Annotated in this window: 18 protein-coding genes; 15 read left to right on the top strand and 3 right to left on the bottom strand. The window is 70.2% G+C overall.

What is annotated here, in order from left to right:
• Positions 1 to 69: 69 nt before the first annotated feature.
• On the top strand, positions 70 to 1,173 hold the full coding sequence (locus ACH34W_RS32320) for an acyltransferase domain-containing protein (RefSeq protein WP_395964929.1): 1,104 nt from the start codon (positions 70 to 72) through the stop codon (positions 1,171 to 1,173).
• Between the two features lie 76 nt (positions 1,174 to 1,249).
• Here ACH34W_RS32320 and hutH read toward each other — a convergent pair whose 3' ends face one another.
• Together hutH and ACH34W_RS32330 are read right to left on the bottom strand one after the other, a co-directional pair.
• A complete protein-coding gene (gene hutH, locus ACH34W_RS32325) occupies positions 1,250 to 2,896 on the bottom strand; it encodes a histidine ammonia-lyase (protein ID WP_395964930.1) in 1,647 nt (548 codons plus the stop codon).
• 135 nt (positions 2,897 to 3,031) lie between these two features.
• Positions 3,032 to 4,834 (bottom strand): AMP-binding protein, encoded by a 1,803-nt coding sequence (locus ACH34W_RS32330; protein ID WP_395964931.1) that lies wholly within the window; start codon positions 4,832 to 4,834, stop codon positions 3,032 to 3,034.
• A gap of 206 nt (positions 4,835 to 5,040) precedes the next feature.
• Between ACH34W_RS32330 and ACH34W_RS32335 the strand changes: the two genes are divergently transcribed.
• The 10 genes from ACH34W_RS32335 to ACH34W_RS32380 all read left to right on the top strand — a co-directional run bounded on the left by ACH34W_RS32335 (position 5,041) and on the right by ACH34W_RS32380 (position 18,832).
• Positions 5,041 to 6,348, top strand: coding sequence for a beta-ketoacyl-[acyl-carrier-protein] synthase family protein (locus ACH34W_RS32335; RefSeq protein ID WP_395964932.1), 1,308 nt, complete (start codon positions 5,041 to 5,043; stop codon positions 6,346 to 6,348).
• On the top strand, positions 6,345 to 7,355 hold the full coding sequence (locus tag ACH34W_RS32340) for a beta-ketoacyl synthase N-terminal-like domain-containing protein (RefSeq protein WP_395964933.1): 1,011 nt from the start codon (positions 6,345 to 6,347) through the stop codon (positions 7,353 to 7,355). The genes ACH34W_RS32335 and ACH34W_RS32340 overlap by 4 nt, the downstream gene beginning before the upstream one ends.
• A complete protein-coding gene (locus ACH34W_RS32345; protein ID WP_395964934.1) occupies positions 7,352 to 9,607 on the top strand; it encodes a type I polyketide synthase in 2,256 nt (751 codons plus the stop codon). The genes ACH34W_RS32340 and ACH34W_RS32345 overlap by 4 nt, the downstream gene beginning before the upstream one ends.
• Positions 9,604 to 10,308, top strand: a complete 705-nt coding sequence (gene fabG, locus ACH34W_RS32350) for a 3-oxoacyl-ACP reductase FabG (protein ID WP_395964935.1) — start codon at positions 9,604 to 9,606, stop codon at positions 10,306 to 10,308. Before ACH34W_RS32345 ends, fabG begins: the two co-directional genes overlap by 4 nt.
• Before the next feature lie 256 nt (positions 10,309 to 10,564).
• Complete coding sequence (locus ACH34W_RS32355; protein ID WP_395964936.1) at positions 10,565 to 11,713, top strand: MFS transporter; 1,149 nt, start codon at positions 10,565 to 10,567, stop codon at positions 11,711 to 11,713.
• Positions 11,714 to 11,883: 170 nt separating this feature from the next.
• Entirely contained in the window at positions 11,884 to 14,895 is a 3,012-nt protein-coding gene (locus ACH34W_RS32360; protein ID WP_395964937.1) for an AfsR/SARP family transcriptional regulator, read from the top strand.
• 137 nt (positions 14,896 to 15,032) lie between these two features.
• On the top strand, positions 15,033 to 15,593 hold the full coding sequence (locus tag ACH34W_RS32365; RefSeq protein WP_395964938.1) for a LuxR C-terminal-related transcriptional regulator: 561 nt from the start codon (positions 15,033 to 15,035) through the stop codon (positions 15,591 to 15,593).
• A 257-nt stretch (positions 15,594 to 15,850) separates the two neighbouring features.
• Positions 15,851 to 16,267 carry a hypothetical protein gene (locus ACH34W_RS32370; RefSeq protein WP_395964939.1) on the top strand — a complete coding sequence of 139 codons (417 nt, stop codon included), beginning with the start codon at positions 15,851 to 15,853 and terminating at the stop codon, positions 16,265 to 16,267.
• Between the two features lie 387 nt (positions 16,268 to 16,654).
• Positions 16,655 to 18,331, top strand: a complete 1,677-nt coding sequence (locus ACH34W_RS32375; RefSeq protein WP_395964940.1) for a TROVE domain-containing protein — start codon at positions 16,655 to 16,657, stop codon at positions 18,329 to 18,331.
• 54 nt (positions 18,332 to 18,385) lie between these two features.
• A complete protein-coding gene (locus ACH34W_RS32380; RefSeq protein WP_395964941.1) occupies positions 18,386 to 18,832 on the top strand; it encodes a MarR family winged helix-turn-helix transcriptional regulator in 447 nt (148 codons plus the stop codon).
• Positions 18,833 to 18,892: 60 nt separating this feature from the next.
• Here the strand turns inward: ACH34W_RS32380 and rpmF are convergent, their stop codons facing one another.
• Positions 18,893 to 19,057 carry a 50S ribosomal protein L32 gene (gene rpmF / locus ACH34W_RS32385; RefSeq protein ID WP_395964942.1) on the bottom strand — a complete coding sequence of 55 codons (165 nt, stop codon included), beginning with the start codon at positions 19,055 to 19,057 and terminating at the stop codon, positions 18,893 to 18,895.
• A gap of 75 nt (positions 19,058 to 19,132) precedes the next feature.
• Here rpmF and ACH34W_RS32390 point away from each other — a divergent pair, with 75 nt between their 5' ends.
• The 4 genes from ACH34W_RS32390 (at position 19,133) to ACH34W_RS32405 (ending at position 21,477) form a co-directional block, all read left to right on the top strand.
• Positions 19,133 to 19,867, top strand: coding sequence for a class I SAM-dependent methyltransferase (locus ACH34W_RS32390; RefSeq protein ID WP_395964943.1), 735 nt, complete (start codon positions 19,133 to 19,135; stop codon positions 19,865 to 19,867).
• 260 nt (positions 19,868 to 20,127) lie between these two features.
• On the top strand, positions 20,128 to 20,412 hold the full coding sequence (locus ACH34W_RS32395) for a hypothetical protein (protein WP_395964944.1): 285 nt from the start codon (positions 20,128 to 20,130) through the stop codon (positions 20,410 to 20,412).
• Positions 20,413 to 20,826: 414 nt separating this feature from the next.
• The gene (locus tag ACH34W_RS32400) at positions 20,827 to 21,141 is read left to right on the top strand and encodes a hypothetical protein (RefSeq protein WP_395964945.1); all 315 of its coding nucleotides are present in this window, start codon (positions 20,827 to 20,829) and stop codon (positions 21,139 to 21,141) included.
• A gap of 138 nt (positions 21,142 to 21,279) precedes the next feature.
• Positions 21,280 to 21,477, top strand: a complete 198-nt coding sequence (locus ACH34W_RS32405) for a three-helix bundle dimerization domain-containing protein (RefSeq protein ID WP_395964946.1) — start codon at positions 21,280 to 21,282, stop codon at positions 21,475 to 21,477.
• Positions 21,478 to 21,504 lie beyond the last annotated feature (27 nt).

Below are 21,504 nucleotides of genomic sequence, written 5' to 3' on the forward strand. Positions count from 1 at the left end.
CCCGCGGGGGCCGGCCCGCCCCCGTCCTGTGCTTGCGGAAAGGATGGAACGGAGATGGAGGCAGGGGACATGACGGTTGCCGACAGCGCTACAACGATCACCGACCGGCTGGACGGACCGCCCCGGCTGGTGTTCGTCTTCCCGGGCCAGGGTGCCCAGTGGGTGGGCATGGGGCGGGAGTTGCTGGAGTCGAGCGCGGTGTTCGCTGAGACTCTGGACGCGTGTGCCGCGGCCGTCGAAGCGGAGCTCGGCTGGTCACCGCGACGGCGCCTGGAGAGTGACGCGGCGCTGTCCGCCGTGGACGAGATCCAGCCGACCTTGTGGGCGTTCCAGGTGGCACTCGCAGCGGTCTGGCGGGACTGGGGCATCGAACCGGACCTCATCATCGGGCACAGCATGGGCGAGATCGCGGCCGCGACCGTGGCCGGCGCCCTCGACATCACCGACGCCGCCGCAGTGGTGTGCCGCCGCGGCCTGCTGCTGAAGGACCTCGGCGCCGTCGGCGCCATGTGGGCGGTGGGACTCGGTGAAAAGCAGGCCGAGGAGGCGATCGCCGAGCACGCGGGGTCGGTGTGCGCCGGCGTCCTCAACAGCGACCGCTTCACCGTGTTGTCGGGGGACCCGGAGGCGATCGCGCGGATCGTGGAGCCACTGCGCGAACGGGGCGTGTTCTGCCGCCGGGTCGCCGTCGGTTATGCCTCGCACGGCCCGCAGGTGGAGCCGATCCGGGCCGGTCTCGGCAAGGCGCTCGCCGGGATCACGCACCGGCCGCCCAGGATTCCGCTGCACTCGACCGTGTGGGACCGGCCGGTCGAGGGCGCGGAACTGGACGGCTCCTACTGGATGGAGAACGTGCGGCGCCCGGTGCGCTTCGCCGCCGCTGTCAGGTCCGTTCTCTCCGGTGCCGAGCCGGCCGTGTTCGTCGAGATCAGCCCGCATCCGCTGCTGGTCTCGGCGGTCGACGACGCGATCGAGGCCGCCGGCTCGGCGGCGACCGCCGTGGCCTCCCTGGTGCGCAGGCAGCCGGAGCTCGAGACGCTGCTGGCCGCGCTGGGCAGCGTCTACGCCGCGGGCCGCGACCCTGACTGGGCCCGCGTCGCCACGGCTGCGCTCCCCGTTCCGCTGCCTGCCCAGCCGTGGCAGCAACGGCGCTTCTGGGTCGAGCCGCGTTGAGGAAGACCAGCGCCCCTCGGCGGCCACGGGCTGCCGAGGGGCGCTGGTCCCTGCGTGTCCATGCGCGCGGGCCTGTTCAGTGCGGTGACGGCATCCCGGCCACGGCAATGGGCGCGGCCCTCCGTAGCTCACCCGAACGGACAAGCTCGGTGACCCGCTGGATGTCGTCCTGGAGCGGACGGTCGCCCTCCAGGAACGGCGTCACCTTCCGTACGAGCGTGTGGACTGCGGCGGTGGCCGGACTCAGTTGCTCCAGCCCGCGCAGGTCGGCGGCCTGGCAGAGCGCGATCAGATGGATCGCCACCACCTCCTGGGCCAGCTCCACGATCGAGCGCGCGTCGCGCGCCGCGATCGTGCCCATGCTCACCTTGTCCTGGTTGTGGGCCTCGGTGGAGCGTGAGAACGAGGTCGCAGGCGTCGTCCAGCGGAGCGCCTCGGCCACCAGCGAGGAGGCGCTGATCTGCATTCCCTTGAAGCCGTGGTGCAGGCCCGAGTCCCAGCTGCCGGGTTCGAAGCGCGGGATGAGGTTGGGCGTCAGCCCGTTGTTGAACTTCTCGTCCACCACCAGCTCGAGCTGGCGGTCGAGCATGTCCGCGACGCTGGCGACGGCGATCTTCAACGAGTCCATCACCTGGCCGACGTGCCCGCCGTAGAAGTTGCCGCCGTTGAGCACCCGTCCTTCCGGGTGGAACAGCGGGTTGTCGTTGGAGGAGTTGACCTCGATCTCCAGCATCTGCCCGGCCCAGCTCAGCGTGTCGCGCAGCGCACCGACGACGTGCGGCGCACACCGGATCGAGTAGCGGTCCTGGATGGGCCGTTCCAGCTGGCGATAGCCGTCGCCCGCCCACTCGCCGTCCGCGCCCGGCGCACCGTCCGCGGACTCCCCGCCGGCCAGCAGCACCCGGACGTTGCGCGCGCTGGTGAGCACGCCTTCGTGCGGCTTCTGCTGGAAGAGGAAGTCGTCGAAGTGCGCCGGGTTGCCGAGCAGCACCTGGCTCGCCATCGCCGTGCACAGTTCCGCGGCGAACGCCAGTTCCAGCGCGTCGTGCGCTGCGAGGACCGCGAACCCCGCCATGAAGGAGGTGCCGTTGACGAGCGCCAGACCCTCCTTGGACTCCAGTTCGACCGGGGTCAGCCCGGCGGCGGCGAGCGCGACGGCCGCCGTCCGGCGTTCACCGTCGTGCAGCACTTCGCCCTCGCCGGTCAGCATCCGGGCCACGTAGCTGAGCGGGACCAGGTCGCCGCTCGCGCCGACCGACCCGCGCTCGGGGATGATCGGCAAGATGTCGTGGTTGAGGCAGTCCAGCAGCAGCTCGACGACGCGCGGCCGGATCGCGGAATAGCCCCGCGCCAGGCAGTTGGCCCGGATCAGCAGCGTCGCCCGCGTGACGTCCTGCGCGGCCGCGTCCCCGGTCCCACAGTTGAGGAAGCGCAGCAGGTTCTCCTGGAGCGCTGCTCCCTTGACGCCGTGGATCTGCCGGGTGTTGCTGTCGCCGAACCCCGCCGTCACGCCGTAGATCGGCACCCCCGCGGCGATGAGGTCGTCCTTGGCCGTGGCGGTGGCGCGCATCCGCCCGACTGCCCGGTCGGCGAGACCCGTACGCGGCCGGTCCGGCCCCCGTGCGACCGTGACCGTCTCGGTCAGGGTCAGCCGGTGGCCGTCGAGCAGCAGCGGCGACGGTTCGGTCCGTTCTGCGTACGGAGCGGAGAGCGTGTCCGCCATGTGCACACCCCATTCTGGTTGCGGCAGCCGGTATCGGAAGTCTGATCAGCGGGCCCGGCCGCCGGTAATCCCTGAGCCGCCGCGCTCCCGCGCTGCCTGGATGGGCATGCCTGGGATGCTCCTATGGATGTTCTGTCAGTCGGCGTGGTCGGCGGGCAGGATCGCCTCCGCCGCGGGCGGGTCCCGGTAGAGCAGGTCGACCTGCGCGGACCGGTTCCGGAGCACCTGGAGCTGGCTCACCGCTCCCTTGTCGGTCAGCTCGCCCGCCTCGAGGTCCGGCGGCTCGGCGAGCAGCAACATCCGTTCGACCCTGCGCGAGGTCCGCCGGCCCGCGTTGAACCGGGCCAGCGCCTCGGCGAGCCGGCGGCGCAGCACCACGGGATCGCCCGCACGCCGCGGCCAGGCCAGCGCCCCGACCTGGGCCCGGCCGGATCCGGTGATCACGACCTCGGCCAGATCTCCGATGGCCGCGAGCAGCGCCGCACGCAACGGGCCGACCCGTACCCAGGTCCCGTTGGTCAGCTTGAAGTCCTCGCCGAGCCGGCCTTCGAACACCAGGCCACGGTCCGGGTCCGACCCGTCGGCCAGCAGCCCGGCGTCGCCGGTGCGGTAGAAGCCCTCCTCGTCGAACACCTCGGAGCTGCCGGGGTCATCCAGGTAGCCGGGCATCACCGTGGGCCCGGCGGCCCGCATCTCCAGCCTCCCGTCGACCGGGGCCAGCTTGAGCCTGATCCCGGGGAGCGGCACCCCGATCGCGCCCGGCTCGTCGGTGTCCAGATGGGCCGAGGTGACCGCGGACGCCGTCTCGGTCATGCCCCACGAGGAGGTGAAGCGGACCTCGCGGTCGCAGAACTGCGCTGCCAGCCGCAGCATCCGCACCCGCAGCGCCTCGGGCAGCGGGGCGCCCGCGCTGAACAGCAGGTTGAGCCGGGCGAAGAAGCTCTTCGCGAGCGCCGAGTCGCGCTCCAGCTCGTCCGCCAGGAGCCCGAAGCCGGCCGGCACGTTGAAGTAGACGTTCGGCGAGACGTCGGCGAGGTTGCGGAGGCTGCGCGCGAAGAGCGAGGGCGTCGGCCCGCCGCCGTCGATGTAGAGGGTGCCGCCGTTCGTCAGGACCATGTGCAGGTTGTGGTTGCCGCCGAAGGTGTGGCTCCAGGGCAGCCAGTCGACGAGCGTGAGCCGGCTGGTGACGAGGAACGGCCAGACTTGCCGCATCATCTGCTGCACCGCGCAGAGCATGCGATGGGTGTTGGGGACGGCCTTGGGACGCCCGGTGGAGCCGCTGGTGAAGAAGATCTTGGCAACGGAGTTCGGAGTGACCGCCGCGCTCGCCGTGCGGAGGCGGTCGCCGGGCTCGACGCGCACCAGGTCGTCGAAGGGCACGACTCGCACCGGGTCGTCGAAGGGCACGCCGTCCCTGCCGACGATCGCGGTCGGAACGGACTCGGCGATCGCCGCCAGCGCCGCACCGTACTGCCGGCCTTCCTCGGCGTACACGGCTCCGGGCCGGGCGATGCCGGTGACCAGCCGCAGTCGCTCGTGGCCGCCGCTCAGCGAGTACGCGGTACTGAGTGACACCACCGGGATCCCCGAGACATAACCGGCGAGGGTGAGCTGGAGATGCCGCAGCGAGTTGCCCGACAACACAATCAGCGGACGATCCGGGCCCAGCCCGAGACCGAGGAGTGCCTCGCCCAGGGACTCCGCGCGCGTCAGTGCCTCGCCGTAGGTCAACTCCTCCCACTCGCCGCACCACCGTTCGGCGGCCAGCACCGCGCCGGGTCGTTCCGCGGCCCACCGGCGAAGCGGGCGCGCAAGGTCGGCGTCGTAGGGTTCCAGCGGCACGGTGGACGACAGCAGGACGCTGCCGTCCGGGCGATGGCTCGCCTCAATGTCCGGCCGCGCGAACACCTGATCCGTAGGTGCAGCTTCCGAGCTCACATTTACCGCCTCATTCCAGACGAGAATGGCGTCACCGCCGCCTTTTCCCCGGCACCATAGACAGGCACGCTCGGTGCGCGAAAGGTGCGACTTCGGTCACCGTTTTGTTGACTGTCCTTTGTACGCGCAGGTCAGCGTCCTGGCCATGCCCGAGCGGGCATGCCCATGAGGACAGCGCAATGGGGCGCGCGGACGCCCCTTTTCCCATGGCGCCGCAATTGGCGATGCTCGTCTCCACTCCGCCGAATTTCGTCGAGGGGACAGCGATGCAGGAGCCGCAGGTCGTCGTCACCGGATTCGGTGTCATCTCCAGCATCGGAATCGGGCGTGACGACTTCCTGACTTCGCTGCAGGCGGGCGTCTGCGGTGCCTCCCCCATCAGCGGCTTCGATACCACCGGATTCCGGTCCGCGCGGGCCTACGAGGTGCCGGGCTTCGATCCGGAGACTCTCCTGCGCCGGATCGCGCCCGGTGATTTCGGCAAGGTCGGCGCACAGGCGGCGGCCGCAGCGCGAATGGCGATGGCCGACGCCGGGCTGGATCCGGCGTCGGTGCGCGACGAACGCGGCGTCATCGCGGTGGGCACGACCTGCGGCGAATCGCTCGACGTGGACGCGCTCGCCACGGCCGAGGTCGCCGGCGGGCTCGACCGGCTCCCGACCGCGCTGGCGAGACGGGTTCATCCGGGCCGCCTTCCGGTGGCGGTGGCCGCGGAGCTCGGACTGTCGAACGTCGCGGCCGTGACCATCCCGACGGTGTGCGCCGCGGGCAACTACGCGGTCGGCCACGCGCTGGACTCGCTGCGGAACGGGGAGGCCGAGTTCGCCGTCTGCGGTGGTGCCGATTCGGTGAGCCGGATGGCCTTCGCCGGTTTCTACCGGCTGCGGGCCTGGGCCCCGGAGAAGTGCAGCCCGTTCGACCGCGACAGGAACGGGTTCATGTTCGGTGAGGGCGCCGGGATGCTCGTCCTGGAGACCCTCGAGCACGCGCGGCGGCGCGGTGCGGAGATCATGGCGGAGGTCGCCGGGTTCGCGCTCAACTGCGACGCCGAGCACCCGACCAGACCGAAGCGGGAACGCGTCGCGCAGTGCCTGTCCCAGGCGCTGCGCGACGCCGGAGCCACACCGGACGAGGTCGACGTCGTCTTCGCGCACGGCACCGGCACCAAGATCAACGATGCGATGGAGTCCGCCGTGATGGCCGACGTCTTCGGCGCGGCGCCCCCTCCGGTGACCGCGCTCAAATCCATGATCGGCCACACCCAGGGAGCGGCGGGCGCGCACGCGTGCATCGCGGCGGTGCTCGGGATGCGGCACGGCTTCATCCCGCCGACCGTCAACTTCGTCACACCGGACCCCGAATGCCCGGTCGACTGCGTACCCGGTGAGGCACGGACCGCCCGGGTACGGACCGCTCTGGTCAATTCGCTCGGAGTCGGCGGCAACAACGCGGCGGTCGTGCTGCGCCACCCGGAGTCGCTTCCAGAAGGACTTCCAGAAGGAGACGCCGCATGACCGCGGCTAAGGGCGTCATCTCGGCCATGTCCCTGATGTCCCCCGCAGGTATCGGCGTCGAGCCGTTCCGTGAGGCGATCCGCGCGGAGCGCCCGGCTCAGGGTGGCGACGTCGAGGACTTCCACACCGAGCGGCCCGAGGGATCGGGCCGCCCCGTCCGCCTGATCGACCGGCCCTCCGCGATGGTGCTCGCCACGATGGGGACGCTTCTCGGCGACGATGTCCTCGCGGGGTGGGCGCCCGGCCGACGGGGGCTCGTCCTCGGCAGCGGAGCGTCGGGAATCGACCAGTCGATGACCCTCACCCGGGACTCGCTGACCCGGCCCCGGCCCGACAACGTCAACCCCGCACTCGTTCCGGCGTGCGTGATGAACTATGCGAGCGCGCAGGCAGCGATCACCTACGACCTTCAGGGACCGAACGCGACCGTGACGGCGGGCCGGGCCACCGGTCTGGCGGCTCTCCGGTACGCGGGACTGCTGCTCGCGCGCGACCGGGCCGACGCGGTGGTGTGCGGCGCCTACGAGGACCTGAACGAACGGCGTGTCGCCATCGCCGAGGCGGCCGGCATCAAGGGCACGGCCGCCGAAGGCTGTTGCGCGTTCCTCGTCGAACCGGCGGAGCGCGCACGCGCCGGGGGACGGCCGGTCCTCGCGGAGATCCTCGCGGTGGACAGCGGCGTGTTCACCGAGCCGCGTGACGCGGCCGACGTGCTCGCAGCCGCCGTACGCCGGGCGCTGGACGCCGCGGGAACCGGCCCCGGAGACATCGGCCTCATCGTGCCCGGCGGGAGCGAGGACGCCGACCTGCTCGGTCTCGCGCACGCCCGGGTCGTACGGCCCGGCACGCTCATCGGCGACGCGTTCGGCGCGGCCTCGGCGTTCCAGGTCGCCACCGCGATCGTCGCGGGCGGCGGCGACCTCGCGCTGATCACCACGATCGACCCCGACGGGCACGCGGCGTGCTGCCTGCTGAGGACCGCTGACCGAGGAGCACCAGAAGCATGACGGACATCGCGATCGTCGGCATCGACTGCCGCTTTCCCAAGGCGCCGGATCCCGCCGCGCTGTGGGACCTGCTGATGCGCGGCGGGGAGGGCGTGATCGAGGTTCCCAAGTCCCGCTGGAACACCGACGTCTACTACGACCCCGAGGGCGGGCGCGGCAAGGTCAACACCCGGTACGCCGGCTTCATCGACGACGCCGACGCCTTCGACCACGAGTTCTTCGGCTTCGCCGCGGAGGAGGCCGAGGTCGCCGACCCGCAGGTGCGTCTGCTGCTGCAGACCGCGTGGCGCGCCGTGGAGGACGCAACGCTGGATCCGCGGTCGCTGGCCGGCACCAGGACCGGCGTCTATGTCGGGATCATGGGCTCGGAGTGGATGAGCCTGCTCATGACCAACTTCCAGACCATCACCGGTCATGTCGGCTCGGGCAACGGCTATGCGATCGCGGCCAACCGGATCTCGTACGAACTCGACCTGCACGGCCCGAGCATGGCGATCGACACCGCCTGCTCGTCCTCGCTGGTCGCGGCCGAGCAGGCATGCGCAGCACTCCGCACCGGTCTTTGCGACCAGGCCCTGGTGGGCTCGGTGAACCTGTTCATCACGCCGTCGTCGAGCATCTACTTCGCACAGGCCAAGGTCGCCTCGCCGGACGGCCGGTGCAAGCCGTTCAGCGCCAAGGCCGATGGGTTCGGGCGTGCGGAGGGGGTGGCGGTGCTCGTACTGCGCCGGCTGGCCGACGCCGTCGCCGACGGGTTGCCGATCTACGCCGTCATCAAAGGCGGCGCGGTCAACCACGGGGGCCGCAGTACGACCGTCACCGCACCCAACCCGCACGCGCAGCAGGCCGTCATCGCCGACGCGTACCGCAACGCAGGCGTCCGGCCGCAGGACATCGCCTACGTGGAGGCGCACGGCACCGGGACCCTGCTGGGCGACCGCCTGGAGGCCAGGGCCCTCGGCAAGGTGCACGGCGTCTCCCGGGACCGGCCGTGCGGGATCGGCTCCATCAAGGGGAACATCGGGCACGCCGAAGGTGCGGCCGGCATCGCGGGCCTGATCAAGACCGCCCTGTCGTTGCATCACCGCGTCCTCCCGCTGAGCCGCTTCTCCGACAGCGAGAATCCACGGCTCCGGCTGGCGGCGAACGGGCTGCAGCTGGTCAAGGAGCCGACGCCGCTGCCCGAGGGCGAGGTCTTCGCCGGCGTCAGCGGCTTCGGCCTTGGCGGCACCAACGCGCACATCGTGCTGGCCACCGCCCCCGAGCAGGCGCCTCGGCGGCCGGACGGCGGGCGGCCCGGCGGCGGCCTCCTGACCGTCTCCGCGCGGGACGTCACCGGCCTGCGCGGAGCCGTCCGGCGGCTGGCGCAGGACGTCGCGTCCCGGCCGGCCGAACGGCTCGCGGAGGTGAGCTGGACGACCAACCGGGTCAAGGCCTCCGGACCGGTACGTTTCGCGCTGCCCGCGTTCGACCGGGACCAGGTGGTGGCGACGCTGGCGGCGGCCGCCGAGGACGACGCCGCGCTCGCCGCGCGCTCCGGCCGGGCCGGCCCGAAGCCGAAGATCGGATGGGTGATCTCCGGGACGGCGTGGCGGCCCGGCATGCCCGGTGACCTGCACGATCAGCTGGAGGCCTACCGGCAGGCGCTCGCCAGGGTCGATGCGGCGCTCCTCCCCCGCCTCGGCTGGTCCGTGCGCGACACGGCACTCTCCGGCGACGAGCCGCCCGCCACGGATCCGGTCGCCTTCGCGGTCGCGTGGGCGCTGGGGCGTGCGCTGCTCGACGTGGGTGTCACCCCGGCGTGGATCCTCGGAAGGGGAGCCGGCGAGCACGCCGCGGCCGCGCTGGCCGGAGCTCTCGAACTCGACGACGCCTGCCGCCTCGTCGCCGCGCCGGAGCGCCCGGCGGACGAGTCCGGATTCGATGCTGCTCTCGCGGCCGCCCTGGAGGCGAAGCCGACGCATGTGATCGAGATCGGAGGCGAACGAACCGGAGCGCAGCGAACCGGAGACCTCTGCCTCACACAGTCCGGCGAAGGGTTCCTCGAGGTCGTCGCGGCACTCTACCGGGACGGCCTTGACCCCGACTGGGACCGGCTGTACGACCCCGCACGGCGAATCCGGCACCGGCTCACCCCGTACGGATTCACTGCCACCGGGCGCTGGTGGTGGAACCACCCGATCGGCGAAGGCGGCGACATGTCCGCGGCCGTCCCCTCCCTGTCCGGCCCTGCACCTGGAGGAAGTTCATGAGCCGTTCCGTGCTCGTCACTGGTGGGAACCGCGGCCTCGGCCTCGCGATCGCGCGGGCGTTCGCGGCGGCGGGCGACGCGGTCGCGGTGACCCACCGTGGTTCCGGCGTTCCCGATGGGCTGTTCGGCGTCACCTGCGACGTCACCGACTCCGAGCAGGTCACGCAGGCGTTCAAGGAGATCAAAGAGGCGCACGGGCCGGTCGAGGTGCTGGTCTCCAACGCCGGGATCAACGACGACGCACTGCTGCTGCGGATGCGCGAGGAGTCGTTCAGCCGGGTGATCGACACCAATCTGACCGGGGCGTACCGGGTGGCCAAGGCCGCGGTGCCGGACATGATCCGGATGCGCCGGGGCCGGATGCTCTTCATCTCGTCCGTGGCCGGGCTGAAGGGGCACGCGGGCCAGACCAACTACGCCGCGAGCAAGGCCGGGCTGATCGGGCTCGCCCGGTCGCTGGCCCGCGAGGTGGCGACCCGGGGCATCACCGCGAACGTGATCGCGCCCGGACTGCTGGACACCGACATGACCAGCGAGGTCATCACCAAGTACAAGGACCACATCCTCGCCGAAGTGCCGCTCGGCCGCACCGCCACGCTCGACGAGGTCGCGGCGGCGGCGCTCTGGCTGGCGTCCGAGCCGGCCGCGGCCGTGACCGGCCAGGTGATCACCATCGACGGCGGCGGGAGCCTGGGGCACTGACACCGTGTCCGAGAGGGCACGGCCCCGGTGCCGCCACTCCTTGACCACACCCGGACAGAGTGGTGCTTCGAGCCGTAAGAATTCGTAATAAATACCTAGACTGTCCCGTAATTTGTGCTCCCAGCGGCAAGGTTAAGAATGGGGCAGCTCTATTACCGCCACGTCCTCAACGACCCCGCACGTTCCCACCTCGCACGTTCCCATCCCGCCAATTCAACGGCTGTGGATTTTCTCTCTCTTTCTTGTCACGCTCGGCATGTGGGCCGGTCTTCTCGGGTCCGCGCAAATTCTGCTACCCGACCGAATCGCATCCCTGGATCCCCAGCACAAAGTCTGGAACCTGGGCCTGGTGGTCGCCCTGGGCGCCATCGCGGCGATCGTCTCGTCTCCGGTGGCCGGGGCGCTATCGGACCGTACGACCTCACGCTTCGGACGGCGGCGGCCCGGGGTGGCCGCCCCCGTCCTGGTCTGCTCGTGCGCGCTGTTCGCCCTGCCGCTGCAGTCGTCGCTCATCGGTATCGGTGTGTGCTGGATCATGGTGCACGGCAGCGTGAACGCGATGCACGCCGCGCTGTGCGCCACCGTCCCCGACCGTGTCCCGGTGAACCAGCGCGGCATGGTCTCGGCTGTCGCCGGGCTCGCGATGCCGCTCGGTCTGGTCCTGGGGACTCTGCTCGTGTCGGGACTCCCGAACTGGGCCGGCTACGTCATCGTGGGCGGTCTCGTGGCGGTGCTGGCCGTTCCGTATCTCCTGCAGAAAGAGGATCCCGCGCCTCCCTGTGACCGGCGCGGGCAAAGCCGTTCGGTCCGCGGTCTCCTGGCCGGCCTGTACGTAAGTCCGAGACGCAACCCGGACTTCGCATGGGCGTGGGGCGGCCGGTTCTTCTCGCAACTAGCGACATCGCTCGCCACGCTCTACCTGCTCTACTTCTTGCGAGACGAGGTGCGGTTAGGCAATCCCACCGGCGGGGTCGCCGTGCTCAGCCTGCTCTACACCCTGGGTGTGGTGGCGGCGAGCGTGGCGGCGGGACGCATGTCCGACCGGACCGGCCGGCGCAAGGTCTACGTCATCGTCTCGTCGGCGTTGATGGCCGGGGCGCTGATCTGCATGGCGCTGCTCCCAGTGTGGTCGGCCGCCCTGCTGTCGGCCACCGTTCTCGGCGCTGGTTACGGCGTCTACCTCGCCATCGACCAGGCGCTGGTCACCCAGGTGCTGCCCCGGGCACGGGACCGGGGCAAGGACCTCGGCCTGATCAACATGGCCGGCAGCAGCGCGGTCGCCCTCGCTCCCCTCCTCGCCGCCCAGTCGGTGCTCCTCGGCGGATACTCGCTGCTCTTCGTCCTCGCCGCCGGACTGGCGTTCGCCGGCGGGCTCTTCATCCAGCCGATCACGTCGGTCCGCTGAAACCGATCGGCACCCCGCACCGTTGAATCTGGGGACGGCGCCCCGGCCGCCCTGCGCCGACAGTGCCCGGCCCGGTGGAGGCCCGGCCCGGTGGAGTCGCCGTCCTGTCGAGAGAGGTGCCGCAGCCTTTGCTGGCAACACGTTCAACGGAGCCGCACCCGGCGTCGCACATGTCGTTCGAGGTGCTAGGGCGGCTCTCGGTCAGCGTCGGGCAGCAACCCGTGACGCTGCCGCGTTCCCAGGTCCTCCAGGGGTTGCTCGGCGCCCTGCTGCTCGCGCAGGGCGAGCCGTTGCGCACCGAGCGGCTCACCCGGCTGGTGTGGTCCGACCGGGCCGAGATGACCAGCCGGGAGTCCGTGCACGTCGGGGTGTCGCGGCTGCGCAAGTGGCTCAGACAGGTCGGTGACGGCCGGCCGTCGATCGATCACCAGGACGGCTACCGGCTTGCGATCCCCGCGACCGACCTCGACCTGCACCGGTTCCGGGCGCTGGCCGGCCGGGCGCGGTCGGCCGAGGACCCCGAGCTGCGCAGCTCGCTGCTGCGCTCCGCGCTCGACCTGCGCCGGGGGCCCGTGCTCGCCGGAATGGAGTATCTCGACCGCGACGACATCCTGGTGCGTTCGATCGACAGGGACGTCCGCGAGGCGGTGATGAACCTGGCGGCCCTCGCGCCGCGCGTGGAACGGATCGAGCCGGTCATCCACGCTGTCAGCTCGCTGGCGCAGGAACTCCCGTTCGACGAGCCGCTGCACGCCGCCCTCATCGAGCTGCTCGCGGCCGGCGGCCAGCACGCCGCGGCCCTGGAGACCTACCGGCGGCTGAACGAGCGGCTCATCACCGAGCTCGGGGTCGAGCCGAACCGGCAGGTCCAGGAGGCCCATCTGCGGATACTCGCCCGGACCCAGCCGTTCGCGACCGCAGCGGGTGCCGGCGTCCCCCTCCCCGTCCCCGCCCAGCTGCCGCCCGACGTCCCCGACTTCACGGGCCGCGCGGACGAGGTGGCGCGGATCGCCGAGAGCCTGGTGGACCCTGCGGACAGGCAGGAATGGAGGGCACGGTCGGTGGCCGTCACGACGGTCGCCGGCATGGGCGGCATCGGCAAGACCGCGCTCGCCGTGCACGTCGCCCACATGCTGACCGCCGCGTTCCCCGGTGGGCAGCTCTACGCGGACCTCGACGGAGACGGCGTCCCGGTCGAGCCCGCCGAGGTGCTCGACCGGTTTCTGCGCGCGCTGGGGATGAGCGGCTCCGGCGTTCCCTCGACGCTGGCCGAACGCACCGCGCTCTTCCGCAGCCGGGTCGCCGGGCGCAGGGTCCTCATCGTCCTGGACGACGCGGCGAACGAGGAGCAGGTACGTCCGCTGCTGCCCGGGTCCCCGGACGCGGCGGTGCTCATCACCAGCCGCAACCGCCTGACCGGGCTGGAGGGCGCGACACTGCTCGATCTGCAGGTCCTGTCGCCGCCGCAAGCGGTCGACCTCCTGGCCCGGGTCGTCGGCTCGCGGCGCGTCGCGGCCGAACCTGACAGCGCGGTGGAGCTCGCCCGGCTGTGCGGGTACGTCCCGCTGGCCGTACGGATCGTCGCCGGCCGGCTGGTCGGCCGCCCGGACTGGACGCTGGCGCATCTGGCCGAGACGCTCCGCGACGAGCGGGGCCGGCTGGACGAGCTGGCCGTCGGCGACCTGGGCGTGCGGGCCAGCTTCGAGCTGAGCTACCGGCCGCTTCCGCCCGCCACCCAGCGGGCGTTCCGGATCATCGGGCTGTTGGACGCGCCGTCCTTCGCGGCCTGGACGGTCGCGGCCCTCCTCGGCATTCCGCTGAACGAGACGCGCCCGCACCTGGAGACGTTGATCGACGCTCAGCTCGTCAGTGTCGTCGGTCCCGACGCCGTCGGCGAGCTGCGGTACCGCATGCACGACCTGGTCCGGCTCTACGCCCGTACCTGCGCGACCGCCGAAGACGCGTCGCGGCAGCGCACCGCGGCCCTCGGCAGGGCCCTCGGCGCCTGGCTGTGGCTGGCCGAACGCGCCGCCGACCGCATCCCTGGGCCCGCCTACGCCGCCATGCACGGCACCGCGCCGCGCTGGCCGCTGCCGCCGGCGACCGCCGCACGGTTGCTGGCCGATCCGATGCTCTGGTTCACCGCCGAACTGCCCGCGCTGGTCGCCGCCGCCCGGCAGGCGTGCGACCTGCGGCTCGACGACCTGGCCTGGGACCTGGCCGCCTGCCTGGAGAAGTACTGCGACGTCAGAGGCGTGTACGACGACTGGCGGCACACGCACGAGCGCGCGTTGAGGCTCTGCCGTGCGACCAAGAACAAGCGGGGCGAGGCCGTCCTTCTCCGTGGTCTCCTGGAGGTCACCACCTGGACATCGCCCGAGCGGACGGGGCCCGCCATGGCCACGATGCGCGACATGGCGGAGCGGGTCCTGCGGCTGTTCGAGGAACTGGACGAGCCGCGCGGAATGGTCGACGCGATGACGGCCATCGGCTGGGGCCAGGTGGCACAGGGCGACGAGGAACAGGCCCTCGCCACCGCGGACCAGGCCGTACAGCTCGCCGAAAGCGTCGACTACCTGGCCGGCCAGGCCAGGGGCCTGCAACTGAAGGCCGTGGCCTACGGCGAGAGCAACGCCCAGCAGGCACTCCCGTGTCTGGAACAGGCCCACAAGCTCGCCGACCTGCTGGGCAATCCCCGCCTGGTGGCCACGATCGTCCAGTTCCTCGGCGCGGCCCATGCGCTGACGGGCGACATCGTCACCGGCGAGGAACTCCTCAACAGGTCGATCACCATGGCCCGCGAGCTCGACGACCGTTATCTGGAGACCTTCTCGCTGATCTATCTCGGGAAGCTGTTCGCGGCGCTGGGCGACGAGCGGGCACGGCCGACCGTGGAACTCGCACTCGCCTACAGTCACGCGGGCAACTTCGGGCACCACCTCGCCGAGTCCCTTGCCCTTCTCGGCGCGCTCAACCTGGCGGCGGGCGATGTCCCGGGGGCCGTCGCGTGCCTCGAGAAGTCCGTCGCGGTGTGGCGCAGCCGGGGTTGGGTCTCGTTCCTCGCCACGACACTTCGTACCCTGGCCGATGCCCACGATGCTGCGGGAGACCACGACGCGGCGCGCGCGGCGCGCGCGGAGGCGGCGGACCTGCTGGAGACCGATTCCCCACTTTCAAAGTAGGTAAGCACGACAAATAGGTCAGAGCCTCGGTTAGGGCACCGTAAGGGGTGCATCGGTAACGTCGAAGGGCATTGCATTTTCCACCCCCGCTGCAATGCCGAGTCGGTGATTGCCAAGCTCCCTAGACGAGGTAACGCATGCACCTGTCGGCACACGACCAGCAGCAGATAACCGCACTTCTCGCCACGGCGCGGAACGAGATCCTCTCGCTCCTTCCCGCATGCCAGGCTCCGCTGTGCAACGCCTACTTCCGCACCCCGGCACGGTCGCGGATCGTCGTTTCCCGCCCCTGCCGCGTCCAGTACCGTCCATCGGCCGCCACCTCGGAGATCCGCCTCGGCGAGAGGTTCTCCACCTTCCTCCTCATCGTCGACCGCAAGAAGGCCCTGGCCAAGAACGGTGAACTGCCGCTCGGCCGCTTGGCGATCCAGGCCCCCGAACTGGACCCGTTGATCGCGCTCTTCGACGGCGAATGGGACCGTTCACTCCCCCTTCCGCCCGCCCGCACCCGCCTCAACGAACTCCAGGTGACCATCCTGCGGCAGCTCGCGACGGGCATGACGGACCAGGCCACCGCCAACGCGCTCAATATCTCCTCACGCACCGTACAGCGCCAGGTCAGCCATGCAATGGAGCAACTCGGCGCGCGCAGTCGCCTGGAGCTCGGCGTCTACCTGGCCGCCGGCGAGCTGATCTGACCCGAGCGGCACGCACTCTTGTCGCGCCCCAGGCCGTGCGAATGTCAGACCCCTCGACTACTATCGAATACATGTTCAATGTGAGCACGGGTGCTTCTCCTCCGAGCGGATCGACGCAGTGATCCGCTCGGGCACTCCCCGCGAGCCGGCCGATCCTTCGACGTAAGGCGGACATGCCGATGACAAACTCGCCCGACATGCTCTCAACCGCCGTTAAGGCGATCAGCAGCTCACAAGCACGTCAACACCCCATCGTCATGATCACCTGCGCGGCCGGCGGGCAACCACGTGTCTGTGTGCCGGACTGGGGCGAGTTGCGCGTGATCGACGACCGTCGCCTGCGCCTGGCGGTCTGGCCCTCCGCCCCGATAGCGGCCGACATGGACCACGGCGCACCCATCCTGCTGATCGTCACCGTTCTGTCCGAGGTCCATCTCATCCACGCCACGGCCCGCCGCCTGGCCAACGCCGCCATGGTGTGGGCTCACTACGAGCTCACCATCACCTCAGCGCGGATCGCCGACCGAGGCACCGCACCTCACTCACAGGCCGGCAACCATGCCGGCAAAGAATTCCTGCCGCACCGGCTCCCGAAGGGAGCCGACAAGCACCGGGAATATCGTCGCGATCGCAGTCCGTCATCGAGACAAGCCTCAGCGATCACCATCGACTGATCCGGAGCCTCGAACCGGCTGACCGCGGACCCGCTCAATTCGAGCGCGTTGCGGACCGCGGAAAAGTCGCGTGCGTTGGTGCTGTGGAGCGGGTTACCGTTGATCAGCGCGCCGGGTTCGGTGCGGGCGCGGGTCGAAGACCGTGTCCGCACCTGGCCCGACGCACGGAGCTGGACGCACGAGGGCGGGTCGAAGATCCGTCGGTTATCGGGAGCAGAGGGTTGCGGGTTCGAGTCCCGTCGCCGGGCCTGGCCTGGCGTAGCTCAACGGCAGAGCATCTGTCTAAAAAACCCGGTGGGTCATCCCCACATCCGCCCTCACCTGTCCAGCCCGACCCACCACACATCCGTCGCCGCGCGGCGGGTCGAACGTTCCCGGAGGCCGACGATGGCCCGTGATCCCCTGGCAGCCGTCTCCACCCTCGCCACGCCGCAGACCCAGCCGATCCCCGGCCGCGAGGCCGAGCAGGTCCGCAACAGCGCCGGCGGCTACGTCTTCGCCAAGGACCTGTGGACCCGCCTGGAGGACTTCCTCATCCTCGGTACCACGGGCGGCACGTACTACATCGGTGAGGACAAGCTCACCGCCGACAACGCCCAGGTCGTCTTCGATGCGATCGCGGCCGACGGCGTCCGTACGGTCCAGCTGCTCACCGAGGTCTCGACGGCCCGCCCGCCGCGCGCGCCGAAGAACCGCCCCGCGCTGTTCGTCCTCGCCGCCGCAGCCGCCCGCGGCGACGCCGGCACCCGGCAGGCCGTCAAGGCCTCGTTCGCCGAGGTCGCCCGCACCACCGACCACCTCGCCTCCTTCTTCGGCTACTACAAGAACCTCGGTGGCAAGGCCATCGGCGGCGGCACCGCGCCGGTCATCGGCCGTGCGATGCGGACTGCGCTGGCGTCCTGGTTCCTGTCCGAGAACGTCGATCAGGTCGCCTGGCGGGTGTGCAAGGCGCGGCAGCGCAAGACCCCTGCCGGTGAGGCGTTCGCGCTGCGGGACGCGCTGCGCATCGCTCATCCCAAGGCCGACAGCCCGCAGCGGCGCGCCCTGCTGGGATGGATCGCGGGGAACGTCGACGACGCCGAAGCCCGCGGGCACGTCCGTGCGATCGACGACTTCCTCACCGCCCAGGCCGTCACCACAGCGGCCCAGGCAGCCGAGGTCGTGCGTCACCGGGGCGTGCCGTGGGAGTTCCTCCCGGACGCGGTCCTCAGCGACCCGGAGGTGTGGGACGCGCTCATCGACACGATCGGCATGACCGCGCTCATCCGGAACCTCGCTCGCATGACCCGTATCCGCGCGCTCGTTCCGCTGCACTCCTCAACCCGGCGGGCAGCCGCCCGGCTCACCGACGCCGAGGCTCTGGCCAAAGCACGCGTTCACCCGATGGACCTGTTCCTCGCGCTGCGCGTCTACAAGTCCGGCCTGGCACAGCCACACCGGCGCGCCGAGCAGCAGCGCTGGCAGCCGGTCCCGGCCATCCTCGACGCGCTGGAGGCGGCCTACGAGCTGAGCTTCGACCACATCCAGCCATCCGGCCGGCGTCTGCTGATCGCGATCGACTCGTCCGGGTCGATGCTCCAGCAGGTGCAGATCGGCGGGTCGCCGCTCGGGTCGTGCTACGAGGTCGCCAACGCGATGGCGGTCATCATGAACCGCATCGAGGGCGGCGACTGCCACGTCATCGACGTCGACACCCGCGTGTACCGCTCGCGGGTGACCGCCCGTACCAACCTGCGGGAGATCGGCACGTGGCGGATGTCGGGCGGCGGCACCGATCTGTCGCTGCCGTTCCAGTGGGCGCAGCGAGAGGGGCTCGCCGTCGACGGGATCCTGGTTCTCACAGACAACGAGAGCTGGGCAGGCGCCTGGCAGCACCCCACACAGGCTCTCCGGGCCTACCGGCAGGCCGTTTCGCCGAACGCCCGGGTCATCGTGGCGAGCATGGCGGCCAACGGCTTCACGATCGCCGACCCCCGCGACAAGGGCGTCCTGAACGCGGTCGGCCTCGACGCGTCGCTGCCCATGCTGGTGAACGGCTACATCCGCGGCAGTAGACTTGATTAAGCGCGTAACGTTTGGCGCGCACGCCTAACGATCACTCGCGCGCAAGGAGGCCTGGTGGACTTCGAACGGGCCGACTCACTGAACGGAGCAATCCGGACCATCGCCCTCAAACACCGGGCGCGGGCGGCCGTCAAGCTCGCAGAGCTGGGTCTGCATCCCGGACACGAGGCCGTACTGTTCCTGCTCAGCGCCAAGGGCCCACAGACTCAGCGACAACTTGCCGCCGGAGCGGATTGCGAACCCCCCAGCATCACTCTCATGGTGCGCAAGCTGGAGGCGGCGGGGCTGGTCAGCCGCACCCCCGCCGCCCAAGACGCGCGCGCCAACGTCGTACGGCTGACAGACGAGGGCGAGAAAGTCATCCTGCGGATGAAGGAGCTGTGGCGGGATCTCGCGGACGAGACCGTCGCAGGTCTGGCCGACACCTCCGCCGACGATCTCATCGCGGTCCTCACCGACCTGGCCCGCAGCCTCCAAGGCCGGACATCCGCAGATGAATGAAGGTTCATAGCGATCGCGGTAGCCCGAACGAGGAAATCACCGGCCATCAGGGGGTGACTCTCAGGGGCGGATGAGGCCGGATTGGTAGGCGCGGACCAGGCGGCGCGGGACCAGCATTTGCTCGCCCGCCACAGTGACGGGCACCAGGTCCGGCGTGGACGCCTTCCACTGGGCTCGGCGCTTGCGGGTGTTGCTACGGGACTTCTTGCGCTTGGGAACGGCCATCGTCCGCCCTCTCTGATCGGAGGCGTGCGATGATACCGATAACGGTTTTCATTATGCCACTCGGGAGGGAGCTCGATGAACGAGGCCGCGCGCGCCGACGACGGACTGGGCTATGCCGTCAACGCCCCGTACTACGACCTGATCTTCCCCGCGCCCATCCGTGACATGCTGAACGCCGCGCTGCACGAACTCCTGCCCGGAGCTCGCGCCGTCGCGGAGATCGGACCCGGCACCGGAACCTTCACCGAGAGCCTGGCCGGACTGCTCGGCCCGGACGCCGAGATCTTCGCGGTCGAGCCGGCCCGCATCATGCGTGCGGCCCTCATGAGCCGGTTGTCGCGGCTTCCCGACGCCAACGTCACTGTGCTTCCGGAGGACGCGCTCACTGCGCGGATCGACGTCGAGTTGGACGCGGTGGTGCTCTTCAACCTCATCATGCATTTCGACGAGGAAGCCCGGGCCCGCCTCTGGCAGAAGTGGACCTCCGCACTCCGCCCCGGAGGGTTGCTGGTCATGGAGGCCCAGTTCCCGCAGACCGCGGCCGCCGTCCCGACGACCGTCGTCCCTGGCCGCGCACTCGGACGGCACTGGTACGACACCGTGTCACGTGCGGACGTCATCGGCGACACGATGATCCGCTGGGTGATGACCTACCGGACCTGGGAGAACACCCGGCTGCTCCAAGAGGAGACCGCCGAGTTCGACTGCCACGTGATCTCCGACGAGCTCCTGGAAAAGGAACTGTCGGCGGTCGGCCTCGTCCGGGACGACCGGGCGCCGAAGGGCATCCACGCATGGCGACGGCCCTAGGCAGGCGCCCGCCAATTGCGCGGATTTCGTCGAACGAACGAGGCGGCGAGATCCGTACCTGGGGTGTAAGCCAGACCGCCGAGGCTTGGAGGCATGTAGTGATTCGCTGTCGGCCGCGAGGAACAGTCGTCGTCACCTTGGTCGCGGGACTGGCTGCTTCGCTCGTTACCGGCTGCTCCGGCGATGAGCCTCGTTCGACATCCGCTCGGTCGAGCACGTCCGCCGCGCCGATCGGCGCCCGGTCGGGCCCGCCCCCCTTCATGAGCATCGAGCAACTCGCCGCCATCATGGGATGCACGCCCTCACTGCGCGGCAGACCCGCCGACTACCGTCAGGCCGTCTGCGTGACGCCCACGGGCAAGTACATGCTCAACACGTTCGACTCCGACAAAGGCCAGCAGGACTGGCTGCGGCACTCCCAGATGTACGGAGGCTCCTACCTGATCGGCACACGGTGGATCGTCGTCTCCACCCCGCAACTGCTCCAGCCCCTGCGCAGCCGCCTGGGTGGTCGCCTTCAGAACGCCAACTCCTCCTCCTCCTGATTTCCCGCACCCCCGCGGACGTCTCTGTGCCGCCTTTGGCCAGCGTGCAGAAAATACAGTTGCGCGAGCGAGCAAGCGTTGGGAACCTGAATACGTTCAGAGCCTCTAATGTCCATATGACCGGGAGGCGACCGCATTGATGATCTCAGAGGATCGTACGGTGACTCGGTTCTATCGGCCGCTCGCGCCGAAGTCGACGCCGCCATTCCTGCGCTCTGTTCGTTGATGCGGCCACGAAGCTCCACGAATTGAGCCTCAACACGTGCCTTTCGGCATTCCATGGGACGGACACTGATCGACGGCGCCGCCTGAGGAGTGCGAACGGGCGGTAGCACGACATGCTCTGCAGAGCAGGTCTTCCACGCCATGGCCGCCCATAGATGGTGAACGCGTAACTCCTGGGGAAGGTGCCCGATGGGGGACCATAAGAATGCAACTCCCGACGTCCTGACACTCGGGGCTAGAGTTGCCGAGATTGAGGCTCTCTTCTCGTCGGCGCTGACCGCTCCGACCGAATTCACTGAGCGGCAGTTGTTCGCTCAACTGGCTCAGGCTGCCGGTCGGCTGAGCAAGCTCGCCGAGAACGCAGCCGGTGATTTCGCCATTCCCGCCGCCATGCCTGGGCCCCGGCCCCATGCGGGGCGAGCCAGGATACGTCGCCGGATCGCCTGGACCGAACAGACCGCCGATCGGATCATCGCCAAATTCCAGGGTGAGCCGCCGGCTTGATCCTTACGGCGCGCTGCGCCGCGCAGCACGATGCTGAGCGGCGCAGCGTGGCATCACCACCCCCCTTTTCGCCTGATTCGCCCCGAAAAACACGGTTGGCGATATTTGAGCGCGGCACGCCCCGGGAACATCACCGACATGGATGCAGAAGCCCGCGAGACCGCAGCCATGAAAGAGGTCACCCACCGTCTGCTCACGATCTACGGCCATGACCGCGACCCCGAGGAAGTGACAGAGACCATCAGCTCCATCCACAGCCGCTTCGACGGTCACCCCATCCGCGACTTCGTCCCCGTCCTCGTCGAACGCTACGCCCGCCAGGACCTCTCAGCCTGAGTCCAGGACCCCATCGCCCCGGGGCCG

The sequence above is a fragment of the Actinomadura sp. 6N118 genome (assembly GCF_044326415.1).
Classification (GTDB): Bacteria; Actinomycetota; Actinomycetes; order Streptosporangiales; family Streptosporangiaceae; genus Spirillospora.